The sequence below is a fragment of the Comamonas testosteroni genome, assembly GCF_014076415.1.
Classification (GTDB): Bacteria; Pseudomonadota; Gammaproteobacteria; order Burkholderiales; family Burkholderiaceae_C; genus Comamonas; species Comamonas testosteroni_F.
Genome location: NZ_CP043568.1, coordinates 1,027,440 through 1,047,732, shown reverse-complemented (window position 1 = coordinate 1,047,732; position 20,293 = coordinate 1,027,440). Strand labels below are relative to the sequence as shown.

Here is a 20,293-nt window from a genome sequence, read left to right as displayed (position 1 = left end):
TTTTATCCCTTTTGTCTGATGCAGCTCAGGCGTATTCGTCCAGCAGACCGCCGAGGCTGCCCTGGCCCGGATTGCTGCGACTTCTGCTCTGCACCGCTTCGTCCTGCTTTGGCCGGACGGCTTCGGCGCCACGCTGAGCAGCCTGCTGGGCTTGCTGTGCCTGCTGGTTCTGCAAGGCCTCGATCTGGGCCTGCAGCATCTGGATCTTGGTCTGCAGCAACTGCGCCCGCTGCTCCTTGGTCTTGGCATCCGCATCGCTGTTGGCAACTTCTTTGAGTTCGTTGGTGGCATCCTTGATCTGCTTTTGCAGTTGCTGGATACGCGATGCTGCGCCGGCCGCCGAAGAGGCTGAGCTGACAGAACCGGAGGAGATGGCACTGATCGTCATGACCATATCATCGGCAGAAAACCGCCGCCCTCAAGGCCAGCACCATCAATTTACTCAGGCTTTGCAATTACACGGTAGCGCCCCGGCCGATGCGGCTGACTTTGGCTTTGGCCGTCTTGCTGCCGGCCTCGGCATCGCGGGCCGGCACGAACACCTTGGCCCAGCGCGTGGTGTTCAAATCCCAACGGGCCTGCACCTGGTCACAGGCCAGGTCCAGCTCCGTGCCCTGCAGAACACGCGGTGTGCGCTGTGCCAGCACCACGGTATTGCCTTCGCGCGTGGGGCGGAAGGCCCAGAGCGCGTCCTCGCCAAAGGCCTGGGCCATCTGATCCAGGCTTTTGTCAAAACTTGAGGAGCGGCCAAAGAGGTTGACGGTCATGATGCCGTCCTCGGTCAGAAGATTGCGGCAATCGGCATAGAACTCTGCGCTGTCGAGAACGGGAGCCGCCGCCTCATGGTCATAGAGATCGACGGCCAGTGCATCGACCGTGCCCTGCCATTCGGTCTTTTTGATCTCTTGAGCTGCATCGGCCAGCACTACCTGCAGCGTGCTGCTGTCGGGCGGCAGCTTGAACCAGCTGCGGCACACAGCCAGCACCTGGGGATTGAGCTCGACCGCCGTGGTCTTCATGCGCAGCTTCTTGTGGCAGAACTTGGTGATGGCGGCTGCCCCCAGACCTAGTTGCATGGCGTGCATCCGGGGCACTTCGGCTGGCTCGGCAAACAGCAGCCAGCCCATCATGCGCTGCACATATTCCAGGTCGATATCAAAAGGGTCGCGAATGCGCATGGAGCCCTGCACCCAGGGCGTACCCAGATGCAGATAGCGAATATCGCCGTCGTCGGAGACGCTGACTTCGGGCAGTTCCTGCACGCTGGCCACATTCTTGTCTTGCGCGGATTTGGCACCGCCACGGGTTTTACGGATCACGTTTCACACCAATCTTCAAAGCAGGCCATGAGCCGCCAGCGCATGGCGCCAGGCCTGCAGTTTTCTATCGAACGACCAGCTGGCATTGGCCGGGCTGGTGGATGGCAGCTTGAGGGCGATCAACCCCAGCGCCTCTGTCTGACGGGCATGCTTGTAGCTCTCGCCGCCGTTGTGCAACGCCAGTTGCAGATCAGGACAGCGCTGACGCAGCCCGGCAAAGTCGTTGACCTGGGCCGCGCGAATGGCGCTGTCCAGACTGCCCTCACGCTCGCAGCTCGCATACACATCCCACAGGCCCAGCCCGCGTGCCAGCAGCCATTCGCAGCGGCCCGCGTAATCAGTACGTGGCGGCTGCTGGTTCCGGGGCCACAAGGCCTGCAACAACGGCCAGAACTGGTTTTGCGGATGGGCGTAGTACTGCACCTGCTGCAACGACTTTAGGCCCGGAAAGCTGCCCAGAACCAGCGCACGCGTGCGCTCATCGGCCACGGCTGCCAGCCCCTGCCAGCGCAGGCCAGTCTCTGTTGGAGTGGCAGAAGAATCCTCGGTCATGCTCTATTGTCGCCCAGCCATCATCGGCCTAGATCTTGGGCTGATATTCAAAAAGATGAGCATCAGCCTCTTTGCGTGCAAAGGATAGCTACTGCCCATCTACGGGAGTGCCGGCAGCCCTTTGAGCGCCTTACGTGCATTGGCCGTGCTGGCCTGCGCCAGCTGCTCAATGTCCATGCCGCGCAGCCGCGCGATCTCCGCCGCAATGCACGGCAGCTCGGCGGAGCTGTTGCGCCCCTGGGGCTGACCGGCCGCGCGCTGCTCGACCGTGGTGTAGAGCCAGTGCGGCGGAATATCGGGTGCATCGGTTTCCAGAACCAGCGCCTGCAGCGGCAGGCTGGCCGCCAGCTCACGCAGCTTGAGCGCACGCTCATAGGTGATGGCGCCGCCAAAGCCCAGCTTGAAGCCCATATCGATGAAGGCCTGCGCCTGCTGGGCGCTGCCGTTGAACGCATGGGCAATGCCACCCACAACCCTGTGCTGGCGCAAGGTCTTGAGCAGACGGTCGCTGCTCTTGCGCACATGCAGGATGACGGGCAGCTCGAACTCGCATGCCAGCCGGATCTGCTGCTCGTAGAACCAGATCTGGCGCTGCTCATCCAGTCCGGGGACAAAAAAGTCGAGACCGATTTCGCCCACCGCCACCAGCTGCGGATCCCCGAGCTGCTGACTCAGCAGATCGCGCAGCGCCGCGATATCGGACTCCTGTGCGCCGGGCGTGTAGAGCGGATGAATGCCCAGCGCATAGCTGTCGCCATGGCGATGGGCCAGCGCAATCACGTCCTGCCAGTGGCTGCGCTGCACGGCAGGAATGACCAGATGCGTGACGCCTGCGGCCTGCGCAGCGGCGCGCACGGTATCCCTGTCAGGCGCGAACTCGGGGGCATCCAGATGGCAATGGGTATCTATCCAGGTTGGCATCCTCACATCATGCATCGGCTGGCCTGCCTGCGCAGCCCGGCCTCGGCCGACGACACGTCAAGTGACTACAGACAGTTTCCAGCCTTGTCCTACGATTCACACATTGAAACAAATAAAACATTAAGCAACTTTACCCACTGCCCTGCGCGATCGGCCAAAGGAGCGAGTTATGACGGGACTTCTGCAAAGCACGCTCTGGCAACGCCTGAGCCAAAGTCATCAACGCGCCGACATGCAGGGCAAGCTGGCCGCGCTGGATCAGGTCCAGGCCGTGATCGAGTTCGATCTTCAAGGCCATGTGCTGACGGCCAATGACAACTTTCTGCGCACCATGGGCTATAGCGCCGAGCAGATCATCGGCCAGCATCACCGCATGTTTGTGGATGAGGAGACCCGAGCCTCTGCCGAGTACGCCCAGTTCTGGCAGCGCCTGGCGGCAGGCCTGCATGACAGCGGCCGCTACCGCCGCATCAACAGCCAGGGCGAGGATGTGTGGCTGCAGGCCAGCTACAACCCGATCTTTGACAGCCAGGGGCAGCCGCGCAAAGTCATCAAGTACGCAACCGACATCACCGAGCAGCAGCAGCATGAAGACGATGCCCGAGGCCAGCTCCAAGCCATTGCCAAGGTACAGGCCATCATCGAGTTCGATCTGAACGGCAACATCCTCACGGCCAACGATCTGTTCCTGCAGACCATGGGCTACTCCCTCGCCGAAGTCGTTGGCAGGCACCACAGCATGTTTGTCCAGCCGCACGAGCGCCAATCCCCGGCCTATCAGCATTTCTGGCACAAGCTGGCCCTGGGGCATCACGATGCGGGCCAGTACCTGCGCATAGGCAAGGCTGGCCGCCAGATCTGGATCGAAGCCAGCTACAACCCCATACTCGATGCCGAAGGCCGCCCCTTCAAGGTCGTCAAGTTCGCCACCAACATCACACGCCGCGTGACCGCGGCGCAAACCCTGCGCGCCACGGTGGAGGGGCTGACCGAAAGCGCCAACCATGCGCGCCAGGCCAACGAGCTGGCCCAGGACGCCTGCAGCGTGGCCGAGGCCGGCGGCCGCACCGTGCAGGATGTGGTGACCACCATGGAATCCATCAGCGCCAGCTCGCGCAAGATCAGCGACATCATCGGCATGATGGACTCCATCGCCTTCCAGACCAATCTGCTGGCGCTCAACGCCGCCGTGGAAGCGGCCCGCGCCGGTGACCAGGGGCGCGGCTTTGCCGTGGTGGCCAATGAGGTGCGCCAGCTGGCCCAGCACAGCGCCGAAGCCGCCAAGGAGATCAAGCAGCTGATCCAGACCTCGGTCACCCAGGTCACCCAGGGGGTGACGCAGGTGCGCGAAGCCGGCACCACCATGGCCGAGATCGTGAACTCATCGCGCCAGGTCACGCAGATCATGGGCGAAGTGGTACAGACTTCGCTGACCCAGTCCGCCAGGCTGCGCGAGGTCACCGACGACCTGACGGCTCAGGATGTCTCGAGCAACCATGGCTCAGGCAAGCCGCGCCCCGCCGTGCCGCTGCAGGCATCGGCTCGCGAGCAAGCCACGATCGCTATCAGAAATGCAGCTGTCAGCGCTTATTGATAAAGCGCTTCAGGCATGTTTCACAAATTGGGCCCGAGCCGCTGCACAGGCAGTGGCTCGGGCCTTGATTTATCTGGACGTATTCAACCCAGCTGTCCCAGCCCCAACCTGACCATGCGATCGCAGCGCGCGGCCAGTCCTTCGTCATGGGTGACCATCACGAACGCCGTGCCGTGGCTGCGTGCGAGCTCCAGCATCAGCGCAAACACCGTATCGGCCGTACCGCGGTCCAGATTACCCGTGGGCTCATCGGCCAGCACGCAGGCCGGACGCGTGACCAGGGCACGCGCAATGGCCACACGCTGACGCTCGCCACCCGACAGCTCGGCCGGACGATGCGCCATGCGCTGGCCCAGGCCCACGGCGCGCAGCATCTCGGCCGCGCGGTCCATGCAGTCCTCCTTGGCGTCGCGTCGGATGCGCAGCGGCATGGCCACATTCTCCTGGGCCGAAAATTCGGCCAGCAGGTGGTGGAACTGGTAGATGAAGCCCAGGTGCCGGTTGCGCAGCGCGCCCTGCTTTTGCGGGCTGAGCTGGTGCAGGGGCTGGCCCATGAGGCTGACGCTGCCGGTGGTGGGCGCATCCAGCCCGCCCAGCAAGTGCAGCAAGGTGGACTTGCCCGAGCCCGAGGCTCCGACGATTGCCAGCGTCTCGCCCGCCTGAACCTGCAGGTCCACGCCCTGCAGCACGGTCACATCCAGTTTGCCTTCGGCAAAGCGCTTGGTCAGGCCGCGTGCCTCCAGCACGGTCCGGTCCATCACAACATCATTCATAACGCAGTGCCTCCGCAGGGTTCACGCGGCTGGCACGCCAGCTGGGGTAAATCGTTGCCACAAAAGAAAGAATCAGGGAAATCACGGCGATCGGCACGATGTCCGTGGACTGCGGCTCGCTGGGCATCTTGCTGATCAGGTAGATGTCCTTGGGCAGGAAGTTGGCATGCAGCGCCTGCTCTATGGCCGGCACGATGACGTCGATATTGAAGGCAATCGCCAGCCCCAGCGCCAGACCGGCCAAGGTGCCGATGACGCCGACCATGGCGCCCTGCACCATGAAGATGCCCATGATGGACGAGGGCGAGGCCCCCAGGGTGCGCAGGATGGCAATGTCGGCACGCTTGTCCTGCACGCTCATCACCAGGGTGGACACCAGATTGAAAGCCGCCACGGCCACGATCAGGGTCAGGATGATGAACATCATGCGTTTTTCGAGCTGCACGGCGGCAAACCAGGTCTTGTTCTGCTGCGTCCAGTCACGGATGAACAAACGATCCGTCAAGGTGTCCGCCAGCTCATGTGCCACGCGCGGAGCCTCATGCAAATCCTTGAGCTTGAGGCGAATGCCGGTCGGCCCTTCCAGGCGGAAGATGCGCTGTGCATCCTCGTAATGCATCATCACCAGCGCCGAGTCATATTCGTAGTGACCGGAATCGAAAGTACCGGCCACCGTCATCTGTTTCATGCGCGGCAGCACGCCGGCCGGGGTGACCTGTCCGCTGGGAGCGATCAGCGTGATCACATCGCCTTCGCTCACTCCGAGGTTGCGCGCAAGCTCGATGCCGAGAACCACCTTGAACTCGCCGGGCACCAGACGCTTGAGCACCTCCCCGCTGGTGGCTGCCAGATCGGTCACCTCGCCTTCACGCGCCGGATCGATACCGCGCACCAAGGCGCCTTTCATATCCTCGCCGCGCGCCAGCAATGCCTGAGCCGCCACAAAAGGCGCGGCCCCCACCACGTCGGGGTTGGCTCTGGCCTCGCGCATGGTGCGCTCCACATCGGGCAGCGGCGCGCCCTGCGGGGCGTAGATTTCCACATGGGAGACGACGCTGAGCATGCGATCCCGCACTTCCTTCTGGAAGCCGTTCATCACGCTCAGCACAATGATCAGCGCCGCCACGCCCAGCGCAATGCCAAGCATGGAGACACCCGAGATAAAGGAGATGAAGCCATTGCGGCGTGTGGCGCGCCCTGCACGGGTATAGCGCCAGCCCACGGCCAGTTCGTAGGGAAATTGCATGTTGCCAGCATTGTGGCATTGCCGGTAATGCCCTGCCGGCGGCGCCAGCCTTATGCAATCTGACTGCCCGCCCCCTCTATCGAGGCGGCCTGCTGCGCCCTATGCGCGGCAGATCCGCGTATTGCTCCTGCTGCTCCAGCGTCACCGAATGGGCCTGGAGCTTGGCCAGCAGGTCGTCAAACAAGGCCAGCTCCTCATCGCTGAGGACAGACACGATGTCGGCATGAATCTTGACCATCTCGGGCAGGATAAGGCCGTACATGTGCCGCCCCTCATCGGTCAGATACATGGCCACGCGCCGGCGGTCTCCATCCAGAGGCTTGCGCAGCACCCAGCCTTTCTCCTCCAGACCGCTCAGCGCCCGAGAGGTGCGCGCCCTGTCCAGCTGCACCTTCTGTGCCAACTCGGAGGACAGCAAACCCTCCTCGGTCGCCAGCGTCGCCATCACGCCCCATTCGCGACGCGTGAGGCCGAAGCGGGCCTCGCACATGCGCATGGCCATTCCGCCCGCCACACCAAAGAAGCGGCTGATGCGAAACAACAGCATCTGCTGAATGGAGGTGGGTTGTCGGGTATTCACGGGGATGAGTTGATTAGATCAATTATGGATGTCACTTCTACAGTGGGCATTCCCAATACAGAGACAAAGGGGAGTGCTGGGGATTTTCGCAAATGCCAGCACTTTCCTCAGACCAGAGAGTGATTCCATGGCCCGCCTGACTGCACCCCGCCGCCTTCTTCAAACCAGCCTGGCTCTGCTGCTGGGCTGCACGGCATTCGCCTCCCAGGGCCAGCCTGCCGATGGCGCCGCCGCCTCTGCCTGGCCCGGCAAGCCGGTTCGACTGATCGCCTCCTTCGCTCCCGGAGGGGCTGTGGACATACTGGCGCGCGGCGTAGGAGAAGTACTTCAACGCGAAACCAGGCAGCCCTTCGTTGTTGAAAACCGCACCGGCGCCGGCGGCAACATAGGAGCCGATTACGTCGCCAAGGCTGCCGCCGACGGCTACACCATGCTGATCGGCCTGGACACGAGCTTCACCGTCAACCCGCAGATCTACAAAAGCATGCCGTTCAAAAATGGCGACCTGCGTCCCGTCATGGTGTTCGCCTCGCAAGGCATGCTGATGGCTGTCAGTCCCAAAACCAATATCAAGACACTGGAGCAGTTCATCGCCCGCGGCAAGGACAAGGGCCTGACCCTGGGCTCCGCCGGCTATGGAACCCCCGGCCATCTGGCCTCCAGCATCCTGACCTACGCCACCGGGGCCAAGGTCAACCACGTGCCCTACAAAGGCAATGCACCTGCCACGCTGGCGATGCTCTCGGGCGAAGTGGATGGCGGCGTCATCAGCTCCACCGCCATGCTGCCCCATGTGACCACTGGAAAGATCACGGCGCTGGCGGTGACCACGGCCCAGCGCAACCCCTTGCTGCCGGAAGTTCCCTCGGTGGCAGAGCTGGGACACAAGGAGCTGCAGCAGGAAGTGCTTTTCGCTGCCTGGGTACCCAGCAGCACACCTGAGCCGCTGGTTCAGAAAATCCGGGCCCAGTTCGAGAAGGCCATGAAGGACGGCACGCTGCGCGAGCGCATGCGTGTCAACGACATGGTCTACGAAGGGCTGACAGGCGATGCGGCCGTCAAGCGCATTCAGGCCCTGGCCGACCGCTATCGCGTCCTGGCCCAGGCCACCGGCATGAAGATGGAATAAGGCCTCCAGCCGACCTACAGCCAATAACAACAACGACCCGCATTTCATGACTCGCCCCAACATCATCTTTATCGTCGCCGACGATCTCGGCTATGCCGACCTGGGCTGCTACGGCGGCCGCGATGCCGAGTTCGGCCCGGTATCCCCGGTGCTCGACCGCCTGGCCTCCAACGGCCTCAGGCTCACCCAGGGCTATGCCAACTCACCCGTGTGCTCGCCCACGCGTTTTGCCTTGGCCACGGCGCGCTATCAATACCGCTTGCGCGGTGCGGCCGAAGAGCCCATCAACAGCAAGACGCGCGGTACGCCGCTGGGCGCCAGGCTGGGCCTGCCGCCCGAGATCCCCACCGTTGCCTCGCTGCTCAAGGGCGCGGGCTACCGCACGGCACTGATAGGCAAATGGCATCTGGGCTACCCTCCCCACTTCGGCCCGCTGCGCTCAGGCTACGAGGAATACTTCGGCCCCATGTCGGGCGGCGTGGATTACTTCACCCATCTGAGCAGCTCGGGCCAGCACGACCTGTGGGTGGGCGAAGAGGAGCACCACGACGAAGGCTATCTGACCGACCTGCTGTCCCAGCGCAGCGTGGACTTCGTCAACCGCATGAGCGCGGGCGATGCCCCCTTCTTCCTGAGCCTGCACTACACGGCCCCGCACTGGCCCTGGGAAACCCGTGATGACCGAGAGACCGCCGAGCAACTGGGAGCAGGCATCACGCATCTGGAAGGAGGCAATATTCACCAGTACCGCCGCATGATTCATCACATGGATGAGGGCATTGGCTGGATCGTCGAAGCACTGAGCAAGAACGACCAGCTCGACAACACCCTGATCGTCTTCACCAGCGACAACGGCGGCGAGCGCTTCTCGGACAGCTGGCCTCTCGTGGGCGGCAAGATGGACCTGACCGAAGGCGGCATCCGCGTGCCCTGGATCGCCCACTGGCCTGCCGTGATCGAGGCCCATCGCAGCAGTGCCCAGCCATGCATGACCATGGACTGGTCGGCCACTGTGCTGGATGCAGCCGGTGTGAGCGCCGACCCCGACTACCCGCTGGACGGCATCTCCCTGCTACCCCTGCTGCGCACCGACGGTGCGGAGTTTGCCCGGCCTCTGTACTGGCGCATGCTCTACCGCAACCAGCGCGCACTACGCGAAGGCGAATGGAAATACCTGCGCGTGGAAGACAACGAATACCTGTTCAATCTGGCGCAGGACGAGCGCGAGCGTGCCAATCTGGCCGGACAGCAGCCCGAGCGCCTGCAGGCCATGCGCCAGCGCTGGGACGACTGGAATGCCAGCATGCCCGCCATCGCCGATGATGCCAGCTACAGCCTGGTCTACACCCTGAAAAATATGCCCGCGAGGTGACAAAGCACCCCGCACCATGCCCGGGCGGCGGCCATGCCCGACAATAGCGCCCATGTCTTTGACCGCGCCTTTGCTGCCTGCCGCCCAAGCCCTGGGCACAGGCGCCTCTGAAATCATTGTTGCCTATGCCAGCGGCCCTGCCGACATTCCCCAGGCCTGGGACGGTTTGCAACTCCCTTACCTGCAGGCCTTGCTGGCAACACTGACGCCGACCTCGCTGGTGCAGGGCGACGAGATGGACTTCTCTCCCCCGCACGAGCGAGCCCTGGCCCGTGGCATGCAGCTGCCCGATACACCCGGGCTGATTCCCTGGGCTGCGCTGGCGGCTGGAGACAGCAGCCAGGCCTGTGCCTTCATCACGCCCTGCCACTGGCATATCACGCCGGACCAGGTCCATCAGACCGACCCGGCCAGCGCGCCACTGGAAGAAGACGAATCCCGCCAGCTGCTGGCGCTGATCGCGCCCTGGTTCAGCGACGACGGCATCACGCTGGAATATCTGCGCGCCGACCTCTGGCTGGCACGTGGTGCGGCTTTCAAGGGCCTGGCCACCGCATCGATGGACCGTGCGCTGGGCCGCGACGTGCGTCCCTGGATGCCCGACCCGATTCAGGGAGCCATCATTCAGCGTCTGCAGACCGAGCTGCAGATGCTGCTGTACACCCATGTCTTCAATGACCGACGTGCCGAACGCGGCCTGCCGCCCATCAACTCCTTCTGGGTGCATGGCACGGGAGACCTCGCCAGCCTGCCCACTGCGAGCTCTCGGGCGGTGTGCGTGGATGATCTGCGCCACACCGCTCTGCAAGGCAATGTGCAAGGCTGGCAAAAGGCCTGGCAGGCGCTGGACAACGGCCTGATCGCCAAGCTGCAGCAGCGGGCTGCCCGCGGCGAACCGGTCAGGCTCACGCTCTGCGGCGAGCGCAATGCCGTGCAGTGGCAAAGCCAGCCACGCGGCCTGATGGACAGGATAAAGAGTGTTTTTGGCACGAAGCGCCTGCCTGATCTACGGGAAATGCTATGAAAATAATTCCCAGATCTGTCCCCAGCGATAGTGTCTCCGCACTGCTGCAAGCCAAGATTCATCCCTTGCTGGCCCAGCTCTATGCAGCGCGAGGCGTCTGCTCGGCCGACGAGCTGGACGATGCGCCGGCCCGGCTGCTGCCCCCCTCGGGCCTGCGCGGCATCGATGCTGCCGTGCAACTGCTGGCCGATGCCATAGCCGCGCAAAAGCGCCTGTGCATCGTCGCCGACTATGACTGCGATGGCGCAACCGCCTGCGCCGTGGGCCTGCGCGGCCTGCGCATGCTGGGCGCGGCCCATGCCGACTATCTCGTGCCCGACCGCGTGGTCGACGGCTACGGCCTGACCGCCCCCATCTCGCGGCGCGTCAAGGAGACCGGTGCCGACATGCTGATCACCGTGGACAACGGCATTGCCAGCGTGGAAGGCGTGGCCGTGGCCAAGGAGCTTGGGATGTCGGTCGTTGTGACCGACCATCATTTGCCTGGCGACCACCTGCCGCCAGCGGACGCCATCGTCAACCCCAACCAGCCTGGCTGCGAGTTCGCGAGCAAGTCCATGGCCGGCGTGGGCGTCATGTTCTATGTGCTGCTGGCCCTGCGCACCGAGCTGCGCAACCGCGGCCGCTTTGATCGCCACAACCAGCCCAGGCTGGAGCAATTGCTGCCCCTGGTCGCGCTGGGCACGGTGGCCGATGTGGTCAAGCTCGACGCCAACAACCGCCGCCTGGTGGCACTGGGCCTCAAGCAGATTCGCAAAGGCAGCATGCAGCCCGGCATACGCGCGCTGTTCGAGGCATCGGGCCGCCGCTTTGACATGGCCTCCACCATCGACTTCGGCTTTGCCCTGGGCCCGCGCATCAACGCGGCAGGACGGCTTGCCGACATGACCATTGGCATCGAGTGCCTGACCACGGAAGATGTCAGCCGCGCCGACAATCTGGCACGCATGCTGGACAGCATCAACCGCGAGCGCCGCGAGATCGAGGTCAGCATGCGCGAGCACGCCCTGCTCATGGCCGAAGGTCTGTGCGAGGACGGCATGACGCCGCCACCGGCCATCAGCGTGTTCGACCCCGACTTTCACGAAGGCGTGGTCGGCGTGGTGGCCTCGCGCATCAAGGACAAGCTGCACCGACCCACGTTTGTCTTTGCAGCCAGTGGCGCTCCAGGCAAGGAGCATGAGCTCAAGGGCTCGGGTCGTTCCATTCCAGGCTTTCATCTGCGCGATGCGCTGGACCTCGTGAGCAAGCGCCACCCCGGTCTGATACTGCGTTTTGGCGGCCACGCCATGGCAGCAGGCTGCACCATAGAGGAAGCGCACTTTGACGAGTTCGAGCAGGCTTTTGCCCAGGTCGCCAGGGAGTGGCTGGATGCAGCCACACTGACGCGCAGGCTGGAGACCGACGGGCCGCTTTCGCCCCAATGGCTGGACACCAGCCTGATCGAACAAATGCAGCTGGCCGTCTGGGGCCAGGGCTTTGCCGCGCCGACTTTCAGCGAAGAGCTGGAAATCACCTCGCAGCGCCTGGTCGGCGAAAAGCATCTGAAGCTGGAGCTGCTGCACCATGGCTCCAAGATCGACGGCATCTGGTTCAACCACACCGACCCGCTGCCCGCGCGCACCACCCTGGCCTATCGCCTGGACATCAACGAATGGCGCGGCGAACGCAAGGTGCAGTTTCTCGTGGAAGCCGCGCAGGACTTCGAGGGTGGTGCCGGCAACATGGGCTTCTGATCTTCGCACCAGCCAAGACTGCCGCCACAGCGAACGTGGCAGCAGCCCTTTTCACGCTGCCCAACACTTAGAACTGTGCCCAGCTCTCGTCATCCGCAGTGCTCGCGACCAACCGGGCCTTGGGCCTGGACTCTGTCAGCCTGGGGAGGGCTGCCGCAGGCTTGATCGCCTTGATCGTCGCAGACACTTTCGCAAGCGATATAGGTGTGGTCGCGAAAGCCTCGACATTGCGTCCCAGCTTGAAGACAGACACCACTTCGGCCAGGCGACGCGCCTGCTCCTGCATGGACAGTGCCGCCGCACTGGACTCCTCCACCAGCGCCGCGTTCTGCTGCGTCATCTGGTCCAGATTGCTCACTGCCTGATTGACCTGATTGATGCCGTCGCGCTGCTCCGTGGACGAAGCCGTGATCTCCCCGATCAGGTCGCTGACGCGACGCACGCTGGCCACGATCTCGCTCATGCTCTGGCCCGCCAGCTCCACCTGCTGCGAGCCCGACTGCACATTGTCCACGCTGGTGGTGATGAGCTGCTTGATCTCCTTGGCCGCCTCGGCACTGCGCTGCGCCAGGCTGCGCACCTCGCCCGCCACCACGGCAAAGCCACGGCCCTGCTCACCGGCACGTGCCGCTTCCACGGCCGCATTCAGGGCCAGGATATTGGTCTGGAAGGCAATGGAGTCGATCACGCCGATGATGTCGGCAATCTTGCGGCTGCTGTCGGTGATCTGACCCATGCTCTGCACCACCTGCTGCACCACGCGACCGCCTTGCTCGGCCGCCTGGGCGGCTGTCGATGCCAGCTGATTGGCCTGACGCGCAGTATCGGCAGACTGGGTGACGGTGGCCGTCAGCTCTTCCATGCTGGCCGCCGTTTCTTCGAGATTGGCAGCAGTCTGCTCGGTACGGGCCGACAGGTCCTGGTTGCCCGTGGCAATCTGACCCGAGGCCGAAGAGACGGATTCCACACCCGAGCGCACCTGGCCAACGACGGAGCGCAGGCGCTCGGCCATGGCGTTCAGGGACTTGAGCAGACGGCCCAGTTCGTCTTCGCGGCCATGCCCGGTTCTGAAGCTCAGATCGCCTTCGGCAATCGCATCTGCCAGCTCCACGGCCTTGAGCAGAGGCTGGGTGATGGAGCGCATGATGATCAGGCCAGTCACCAATCCCAGCAACATGATGATGCAGCAAGCGACGGCTATCACCACATAGGCCTTGGAGCGGCTGGACTCACCCAGCTCCAGCGCCTGCACCCGGTAACGATCCTGCAGCTGCACATAGGAATCCAGGGCCGCATAGTACTTTTGCGCCATCGGGTTGAGCCGCTCTTCGATCAGCTTTTGCGAACGCTCGAAATCCTTGGCTTGACGGGCCTGATCTACCTCCTTGTTCACCGCAAACAAGGCATCTCTATGCGTGTTCACATCGGCCATCAGGCTCTTGGCCTCTTGCGTATGAACCTGTGCCAGCACCTTGTCGCGCAACTCGTTGATGCTGGAGATCAGGCCGGCCATGGCCTTGTACTGGTGCTCGACCAGATTCTCTTCCGTGGACATGGCAGCCGCCGTGAAGCGATCCATGCTCATCTGGGTCAGGATACGCCACTCCCTGGCCTGCGCAGCAGCAGTCTGCGCCTCCACCACCGCCGTAAGAACGCCCTCGTTGACACGTTTGGAATAAGCCAGGCTGCCTGCCACCAGCAACAACATGCCCGCCAGAAGACCGATCACCAATACCCACAGCTTCCGGGCCACGGTGAATTGAAACAACTTCATGAACCAACCAATCCAGACAAAAGAACCCACACACAGGCACGTCCTCATCGTGAACTACGGGCTGGCTTGTGCATGACTCTGCCGGTCAATTCCTGGCCCCTGACGTCCTCCCTCCACCTCCACGGGGCACTCTCCCCGAGGCTGCTTCAATATATTAATAATTGTTACAACTGCTTTGCATATTGCGCACGACTGAAGTTCTCAGTACTTTCCCGCTTTTCGACACAGCTGGAGTTGGCGAGCCAGAATGAAAAAGCCCGCCGCCTCCTGTCAGAAGCGGCGGGCTTGCAAGCGGGTGTCAGCCTGCGGTTTAGAAGGTTTCCCAGTCCCCATCGTCAGAGTCCGCAGCAGGCTTGGCCTTGCCGGCACTCAGTGCAGTGGGAGCCGGTCCAGCAGGCGCTTTCTTGATCGCGGGTCTGACTGGGGCAGCAGTCTGCTTCACTGGCGCCATGGCTGGCATGGCACGGTTGGTCGAACGCTGGGGTGCTGCAGCCTTGGCATAGCCGGTTTCATGGCCGAGCTTGAAGACAGACACCACTTCGGCCAGGCGACGTGCCTGCTCCTGCATGGACAGTGCCGCCGCACTGGACTCCTCCACCAGCGCCGCGTTCTGCTGCGTCATCTGGTCCAGATTGCTCACTGCCTGATTGACCTGATTGATGCCGTCGCGCTGCTCCGTGGACGAAGCCGTGATCTCCCCGATCAGGTCGCTGACGCGACGCACGCTGGCCACGATCTCGCTCATGCTCTGGCCCGCCAGCTCCACCTGCTGCGAGCCCGACTGCACATTGTCCACGCTGGTGGTGATGAGCTGCTTGATCTCCTTGGCCGCCTCGGCACTGCGCTGCGCCAGGCTGCGCACCTCGCCCGCCACCACGGCAAAGCCACGGCCCTGCTCACCGGCACGTGCCGCTTCCACGGCCGCATTCAGGGCCAGGATATTGGTCTGGAAGGCAATGGAGTCGATCACGCCGATGATGTCGGCAATCTTGCGGCTGCTGTCGGTGATCTGACCCATGCTCTGCACCACCTGCTGCACCACGCGACCGCCTTGCTCGGCCGCCTGGGCGGCTGTCGATGCCAGCTGATTGGCCTGACGCGCAGTATCGGCAGACTGGGTGACGGTGGCCGTCAGCTCTTCCATGCTGGCCGCCGTTTCTTCGAGATTGGCAGCAGTCTGCTCGGTACGGGCCGACAGGTCCTGGTTGCCCGTGGCAATCTGACCCGAGGCCGAAGAGACGGATTCCACACCCGAGCGCACCTGGCCAACGACGGAGCGCAGGCGCTCGGCCATGGCGTTCAGGGACTTGAGCAGACGACCCAGTTCGTCATGACGGTCATTGCGTACCGTTGCCGTCAAATCGCCGGCAGCGATGGAGTCGGCCAGAGTTACCGCCTCATTCAACGGAGCGATGATCGAGCGCAGGATCAGAGCCGCCATCGCCAGGCCAAGCAGAACGATCAGGCCGCAAACCAGACCGATAGCCACATAGGCCTGAGACTGGCGTGCTTCGCCATCGGCAATCGCACGCTGGCTGTGTTGCTCCTGCAACTGCACAAACTTGCGCTGCGCATCCACGTAGACCTTGGCGTTGGGACGCAGCCGCTTTTCAACCAGATCGAAGGCCGCCGCAAAATCATTGTCCTTGCGCGCGGCCTGCACGGCGGCATTACTCTCCAGCGTCGCGCGCCTGTGCTCGGCGACCTCGTCCAGCACCTTGCGTGATTCCTCGTCAGTGACCAGCTCGTTGAGCTTTTTCTGCAGCTCGGTGATATGCGCAATCCCGTCACTCATCAGCTTTCGCTGCTGCTCCACCAGGTTTTCCTCGGAAGAAATGGCCGCGACGATGGAGCGATCAACGCTCTGCTCGGTCAAATGACGCCACTCGCTGGCAATATTGGCTGCCATTCGGGTACGCGTGGCCTCCTTGGAGATGCTCACGTACACGCGATCCAGATAGATCAGACTGCCTGCAGACACCAGCAGCAAGCCCGCCAGCAAGCCAATCACCAAAGCCCACAGCTTTTGTGACACAGAGAACTGATTCAATTTCATTTTTTATCCATCTCAATAGATCAAGCAACACCGTGGCAGCCTTAACGAATTCAGAAACTCACAAGCGCTGTAGCCAATCCTTAATCGGCATACTGGCCGGAGATTTAAGCTTTGTTACAAGCCACGACCGCAACAGCGCTAGTGCCATGACACAAATCATGATTGCGTACAGCCGCCTACAATCAAGCCGTGTCCAAAACCTATCTGAACGCCGATCTGCACTGCCACTCCGTCGTCTCCGACGGCACTCTGACGCCCGAGCAACTGGCTCTGCGTGCTGCCGAGCGGGGGGTGGAGCTCTGGGCGCTGACCGATCACGACGAGGTCGGCGGCCAGCACCGGGCAGCAGCCGCAGCCAGGTCAGCAGGGCTGGACTATCTGACAGGCACTGAAATTTCCGTCAGCTTCTCGGGCAGCGGCGTACACATCGTGGGCCTGGGCTTTGACGCCGACAACGCCGCTCTGACCCAAGGCCTGTACGACACGCGCAACGGCCGCGGTCCACGCGCCCGCGAAATGGCCAGGCAGCTGGAACTGGCCGGCATTGCAGGCGCCTATGAAGGAGCACTGCGCCATGCAGGCAACCCCGAGCTGATCTCGCGCACCCACTTTGCGCGCTTTCTCGTCGAAAGCGGAGTCTGCAGCGACACCTATGAAGTCTTCAAACGCTATCTGACAGAAGGCAAGCCCGGTTATGTCGCCCATGTCTGGGCGAATCTGGAGGACGCCGTGCGCTGGATCGTGGATGCCGGCGGCGTGGCCGTGATTGCTCACCCGGCGCGTTACGACCTGAGCCATAACGAGGAATATGCGCTGTTTTCCAAGTTCAAGGAACTCGGCGGCCAGGGCGTGGAGGTCGTGACCGGCAGCCACCGCCCGCACGAATATGCGATCTATGCCGATCTGGCCCTGGAATTCGGCCTGGCCGCATCACGCGGCAGCGACTTTCACAGCCCCGATGAATCGCAGATAGACCTGGGGCAGCTGCCCTATCTGCCCAGCCAGCTCACTCCCGTCTGGGAGCTGCTGCAGGACCGCATACAGCGTGCATAAATCACAGAGAGAGATGGCATGACCACCGTTTTTGAAGTCTATCCAGAGAACCCGCAACCGCGCATCATCAAGCAGGCGGCGGACATGCTGCGCAAGGGTGCCATTCTTGCCGTACCCACCGACTCCAGCTATGCCCTGGTCTGCCACCTGGACGACAAGAATGCCGTGGACCGCATGCGCCGCATCCGGCAGATCAACGACAAGCACCACCTCACGCTGCTGTGCCGCGACCTGTCCGAGCTGGCCAACTATGCCCGAGTGGACAACCGCCAGTACCGCTTGCTCAAGCTGGCCACGCCAGGCCCCTACACCTTCATTCTTGAAGCCAGCAAGGAAGTGCCCAAGCGCCTGAGCCACCCTTCGCGCAAGACCATCGGCCTGCGCGTGCCGGATCGCAAAGGTCTGCAACTGCTGCTGGAAGAACTGGGCGAGCCCTTGCTGGCCACCACCTTGATTGCGCCCGGCGAGACCGAGCCGCTCAATGATGCCGAGTCGATTCTGGAGCGCTTCCCCCATGAGCTGGACGCCGTGGTCGACTCCGGCGCCTGTCCTCAGCAACCCACCACGGTGCTGGACCTCACGCCCATGGCCTTGAACAATTCGCCCGTCGTGGTGCGCCAGGGCATGGGCAGCCTGAAAGACATAGGCCTTCAGGCCGAATAGGCACGGCCTCATGCAAGAAGAGCAGCGACCGCAAGACTTTGTTCAGCGCCGCTGGCCCTGGCTCATCGTCTCTTTGTGCGCTTGCTCTTTGGTCGTGGCGCTGGCGTTTCGGCAGACATCCCAGCTATGGACGGTCTATGCCCTCGCCACCCTCTGGACGGCTTGGACGATTCTGGCTTATGCCAGAGGCAAGTCATTCCATGTCTCGCCAGGACTGTCGGCACAGGCGGATGACTCCATACTGCGCCGCAGAGTCCTGCTGGGAACGGCTATCTGCCTCCATTTCGGCTTTACCGTCGCAGCCATTTACGGCCATTTGCACGAAATTCGCTGAATCAAAGCTCTTCATAGGCCAGCTCGCGGGCACGAGCTGGACGCGCCTGAGCGGCCCCAACTCCGCGCGGAGCCGGCATGGCAGCAGGAGCCAGACCAGGTGACTCATCGTCATCGAGTTTGAAGGCCCCCACCGCCTGCTGCAGATCCTGTGTGCGCGCATTGAGCGCAGCAGCGGCTTGCGTGGCCTGCATGACCAGGGCCGCATTTTCCTGATTGGTGCTGTCCATGTGAGCCACGGCCGTATTCACATGGGCGATGCCCTCGCTTTGCTGCTGCAGCGCCCCGGAGATTTCGCTCAGCAGACCTGTGACCTGACCCACGGACTGCATGATTTCCTTCATGGTGCTGCCGGCCTGGCCCACCAGGCCAGAGCCGCTTTCCACCTGAGTCACGCTGGCCGTGATCAGCTCCTTGATCTGCTTGGCTGCTTCGGCACTGCGCTGCGCCAGCGAGCGCACCTCGCTGGCCACCACGGCAAAGCCGCGCCCCTGCTCTCCGGCGCGGGCCGCTTCCACGGCCGCATTGAGGGCCAGGATATTGGTCTGGAAGGCGATGCCTTCAATGACCTGAATGATGTCCACAATCTTGCGCGAGCTGCCGCTGATGGCATCCATGGTGTGAACGACCTGGTCCACCACATTACCGCCACGTCCGGCCGTGGCCGATGCAGCGACCGCCAGAGAGCTGGCCGAGTGAGCGCGCTCTGCGTTCTGGCGCACGGTGACGGTGAGCTGCTCCATGCTGGCTGCGGTTTCGGTCAGCGCGCTGACCTGCTGCTCGGTGCGGCTGGAGAGGTTGATGTTGCCCGCATCGATTTCATAGGCCGAAACAGCCAGCGAATCGGTGGACTGCTTGATACGGCCCACCAGCTCGGTCAGCGTGTCTTCCATGGTGCTCAGCGCAGTCAGAAGACGGCCGAACTCGCCTTCGGCATTCGAAGAGAATTCCTTGCTCAAATCACCTGCCGCCACGGTCTCGGCAATCAGGATGGCTTCCTGCAAGGGAGCCACGATGCGGCGGCGCAGGCTGATCCAGGACCAGGTGCAGGAAATGCAGACCCAGGCACCCAGTGCCAGCAACCACCAGCGCGAACGCTCGACTTCCGCCATCAAGTTCTGCGACTGCTGCGCCGTGAGCGAGCCCGCCTTCAACACATCCAGCACATCAGACATCGCTGACCAGGCAATTCCCATCAAAGCCAGGACAAAAACACTGATGCTGACAAATGCAATCACCAGTCGCTTGCTTACCGTCATATTGATCCCCTTGCCCTGTCCTGCCGAACGCCGTGTTATGTATTGATTTCGTCAACCCGCACAAAACCTGTTCCGCTGTGCAGGCAGCAACCACGGATTTGCGCGAGTTGCATTTTGCAACATCTGGTTTACCACACAACTATGTGCAACCCGTATTTCTGCAACAGCAAACGGCTTGTCCCGGCACAAGACAGCAGCTTGGCGCGGCGTCTGAGACAATCAGTGCGTGGAACTCACCGAACTCATACAAACCGTACTGATTTACGCACTGCCCGTGCTGTTCGCCATCACCATCCATGAGGCGGCGCACGGCTATGCTGCGCGTCACTTTGGCGACAACACGGCAGCCATGATGGGCCGCATCACGCTCAACCCCATCAAGCATATCGACCCTATCGGCACCATCTTGATGCCGCTGCTGCTGTATTTCGCTACCTCTGGCGCGTTTCTTTTCGGCTACGCCAAGCCCGTGCCCGTGCGCTTTGACCATCTGCGCCACCCCAAGCGCGACATGATCTGGGTAGCGCTGGCCGGTCCCGCCTCCAATTTCGTGCAGGCCGTTTTCTGGGGCCTGCTGCTGATCGTCTTGGTAGGCTCAGGTCTGCACGAGCGCTTCTTCCTCGAGATGTGCCGCGCCGGCATTCTGGTCAATCTGGTGATGTGGGCCTTCAATCTCTTTCCGCTGCCGCCTTTGGACGGCGGCCGCATTCTGGTCGGTCTGCTGCCCTGGAAGCAGGCGCAACTGGTGGCGCGTGTCGAGCCCTATGGCTTTTTCATCGTCATGGCACTGGTGATTGCCGGTGTGGTCGGCAGCTACTGGCTGCGCCCGTTGATGAGCCTGGGCTACTCGGCCATCGATCTGATCCTCTACCCCTTCATGGCCTTGCTGCGCTGAACCCCGCACCTGGT

19 protein-coding genes are annotated in these 20,293 nt (G+C 62.7%); 9 read left to right on the top strand and 10 right to left on the bottom strand.

Annotated elements, in window-relative coordinates:
• Positions 1–25 precede the first annotated feature (25 nt).
• The 4 genes from F0P97_RS04735 to F0P97_RS04720 all read right to left on the bottom strand — a co-directional run bounded on the left by F0P97_RS04735 (position 26) and on the right by F0P97_RS04720 (position 2,792).
• Positions 26–388 (bottom strand): FlxA-like family protein, encoded by a 363-nt coding sequence (locus tag F0P97_RS04735; protein ID WP_182285822.1) that lies wholly within the window; start codon positions 386–388, stop codon positions 26–28.
• Between the two features lie 67 nt (positions 389–455).
• Positions 456–1,319: a spermidine synthase gene (locus tag F0P97_RS04730; protein WP_182285821.1), complete on the bottom strand. Its 864-nt coding sequence runs from the start codon at positions 1,317–1,319 to the stop codon at positions 456–458.
• Between the two features lie 15 nt (positions 1,320–1,334).
• Complete coding sequence (locus tag F0P97_RS04725; RefSeq protein ID WP_182285820.1) at positions 1,335–1,871, bottom strand: DNA-deoxyinosine glycosylase; 537 nt, start codon at positions 1,869–1,871, stop codon at positions 1,335–1,337.
• Between the two features lie 99 nt (positions 1,872–1,970).
• Positions 1,971–2,792: a TatD family hydrolase gene (locus F0P97_RS04720; RefSeq protein WP_232538128.1), complete on the bottom strand. Its 822-nt coding sequence runs from the start codon at positions 2,790–2,792 to the stop codon at positions 1,971–1,973.
• A gap of 169 nt (positions 2,793–2,961) precedes the next feature.
• Between F0P97_RS04720 and F0P97_RS04715 the strand changes: the two genes are divergently transcribed.
• Entirely contained in the window at positions 2,962–4,386 is a 1,425-nt protein-coding gene (locus F0P97_RS04715) for a methyl-accepting chemotaxis protein (RefSeq protein WP_182285818.1), read from the top strand.
• An 83-nt stretch (positions 4,387–4,469) separates the two neighbouring features.
• On the opposite strand, the gene lolD is transcribed toward F0P97_RS04715, so the two are convergent.
• The 3 genes from lolD to F0P97_RS04700 form a co-directional block, all read right to left on the bottom strand.
• A complete protein-coding gene (lolD, locus tag F0P97_RS04710; protein ID WP_182285817.1) occupies positions 4,470–5,159 on the bottom strand; it encodes a lipoprotein-releasing ABC transporter ATP-binding protein LolD in 690 nt (229 codons plus the stop codon).
• Entirely contained in the window at positions 5,152–6,405 is a 1,254-nt protein-coding gene (locus F0P97_RS04705; RefSeq protein WP_003066109.1) for a lipoprotein-releasing ABC transporter permease subunit, read from the bottom strand. Before F0P97_RS04705 ends, lolD begins: the two co-directional genes overlap by 8 nt.
• A 76-nt stretch (positions 6,406–6,481) precedes the next feature.
• On the bottom strand, positions 6,482–6,952 hold the full coding sequence (locus tag F0P97_RS04700; RefSeq protein ID WP_182287105.1) for a MarR family winged helix-turn-helix transcriptional regulator: 471 nt from the start codon (positions 6,950–6,952) through the stop codon (positions 6,482–6,484).
• Between the two features lie 160 nt (positions 6,953–7,112).
• Here F0P97_RS04700 and F0P97_RS04695 point away from each other — a divergent pair, with 160 nt between their 5' ends.
• Genes F0P97_RS04695 through recJ form a run of 4 tightly spaced genes read left to right on the top strand, consistent with a single transcriptional unit; the run spans position 7,113 to position 12,246 of the window.
• Positions 7,113–8,114 carry a Bug family tripartite tricarboxylate transporter substrate binding protein gene (locus F0P97_RS04695; RefSeq protein ID WP_182285816.1) on the top strand — a complete coding sequence of 334 codons (1,002 nt, stop codon included), beginning with the start codon at positions 7,113–7,115 and terminating at the stop codon, positions 8,112–8,114.
• Positions 8,115–8,160: 46 nt separating this feature from the next.
• A complete protein-coding gene (locus F0P97_RS04690) occupies positions 8,161–9,486 on the top strand; it encodes a sulfatase (RefSeq protein ID WP_182285815.1) in 1,326 nt (441 codons plus the stop codon).
• Between the two features lie 52 nt (positions 9,487–9,538).
• Complete coding sequence (locus F0P97_RS04685) at positions 9,539–10,510, top strand: phosphoglycerate mutase (protein ID WP_182285814.1); 972 nt, start codon at positions 9,539–9,541, stop codon at positions 10,508–10,510.
• The gene (gene recJ, locus F0P97_RS04680) at positions 10,507–12,246 is read left to right on the top strand and encodes a single-stranded-DNA-specific exonuclease RecJ (protein WP_182285813.1); all 1,740 of its coding nucleotides are present in this window, start codon (positions 10,507–10,509) and stop codon (positions 12,244–12,246) included. Before F0P97_RS04685 ends, recJ begins: the two co-directional genes overlap by 4 nt.
• A 67-nt stretch (positions 12,247–12,313) precedes the next feature.
• On the opposite strand, the gene F0P97_RS04675 is transcribed toward recJ, so the two are convergent.
• Both F0P97_RS04675 and F0P97_RS04670 read right to left on the bottom strand, forming a co-directional pair.
• Entirely contained in the window at positions 12,314–14,020 is a 1,707-nt protein-coding gene (locus F0P97_RS04675; RefSeq protein WP_182285812.1) for a methyl-accepting chemotaxis protein, read from the bottom strand.
• Between the two features lie 310 nt (positions 14,021–14,330).
• Positions 14,331–16,076, bottom strand: a complete 1,746-nt coding sequence (locus tag F0P97_RS04670) for a methyl-accepting chemotaxis protein (RefSeq protein WP_182285811.1) — start codon at positions 16,074–16,076, stop codon at positions 14,331–14,333.
• A gap of 189 nt (positions 16,077–16,265) precedes the next feature.
• On the opposite strand from F0P97_RS04670, the gene F0P97_RS04665 reads away from it, so the two are divergent.
• Genes F0P97_RS04665 through F0P97_RS04655 form a run of 3 tightly spaced genes read left to right on the top strand, consistent with a single transcriptional unit; the run spans position 16,266 to position 18,126 of the window.
• A complete protein-coding gene (locus F0P97_RS04665; protein WP_182285810.1) occupies positions 16,266–17,129 on the top strand; it encodes a 3',5'-nucleoside bisphosphate phosphatase in 864 nt (287 codons plus the stop codon).
• 18 nt (positions 17,130–17,147) lie between these two features.
• Complete coding sequence (locus F0P97_RS04660) at positions 17,148–17,792, top strand: L-threonylcarbamoyladenylate synthase (protein ID WP_182285809.1); 645 nt, start codon at positions 17,148–17,150, stop codon at positions 17,790–17,792.
• A 10-nt stretch (positions 17,793–17,802) separates the two neighbouring features.
• On the top strand, positions 17,803–18,126 hold the full coding sequence (locus F0P97_RS04655; protein WP_182285808.1) for a hypothetical protein: 324 nt from the start codon (positions 17,803–17,805) through the stop codon (positions 18,124–18,126).
• 1 nt (position 18,127) lies between these two features.
• On the opposite strand, the gene F0P97_RS04650 is transcribed toward F0P97_RS04655, so the two are convergent.
• Positions 18,128–19,384: a methyl-accepting chemotaxis protein gene (locus tag F0P97_RS04650; protein WP_182285807.1), complete on the bottom strand. Its 1,257-nt coding sequence runs from the start codon at positions 19,382–19,384 to the stop codon at positions 18,128–18,130.
• 226 nt (positions 19,385–19,610) lie between these two features.
• Here F0P97_RS04650 and F0P97_RS04645 point away from each other — a divergent pair, with 226 nt between their 5' ends.
• Positions 19,611–20,279 (top strand): site-2 protease family protein, encoded by a 669-nt coding sequence (locus F0P97_RS04645; protein WP_003073892.1) that lies wholly within the window; start codon positions 19,611–19,613, stop codon positions 20,277–20,279.
• The last annotated feature ends 14 nt before the right edge of the window (positions 20,280–20,293 follow it).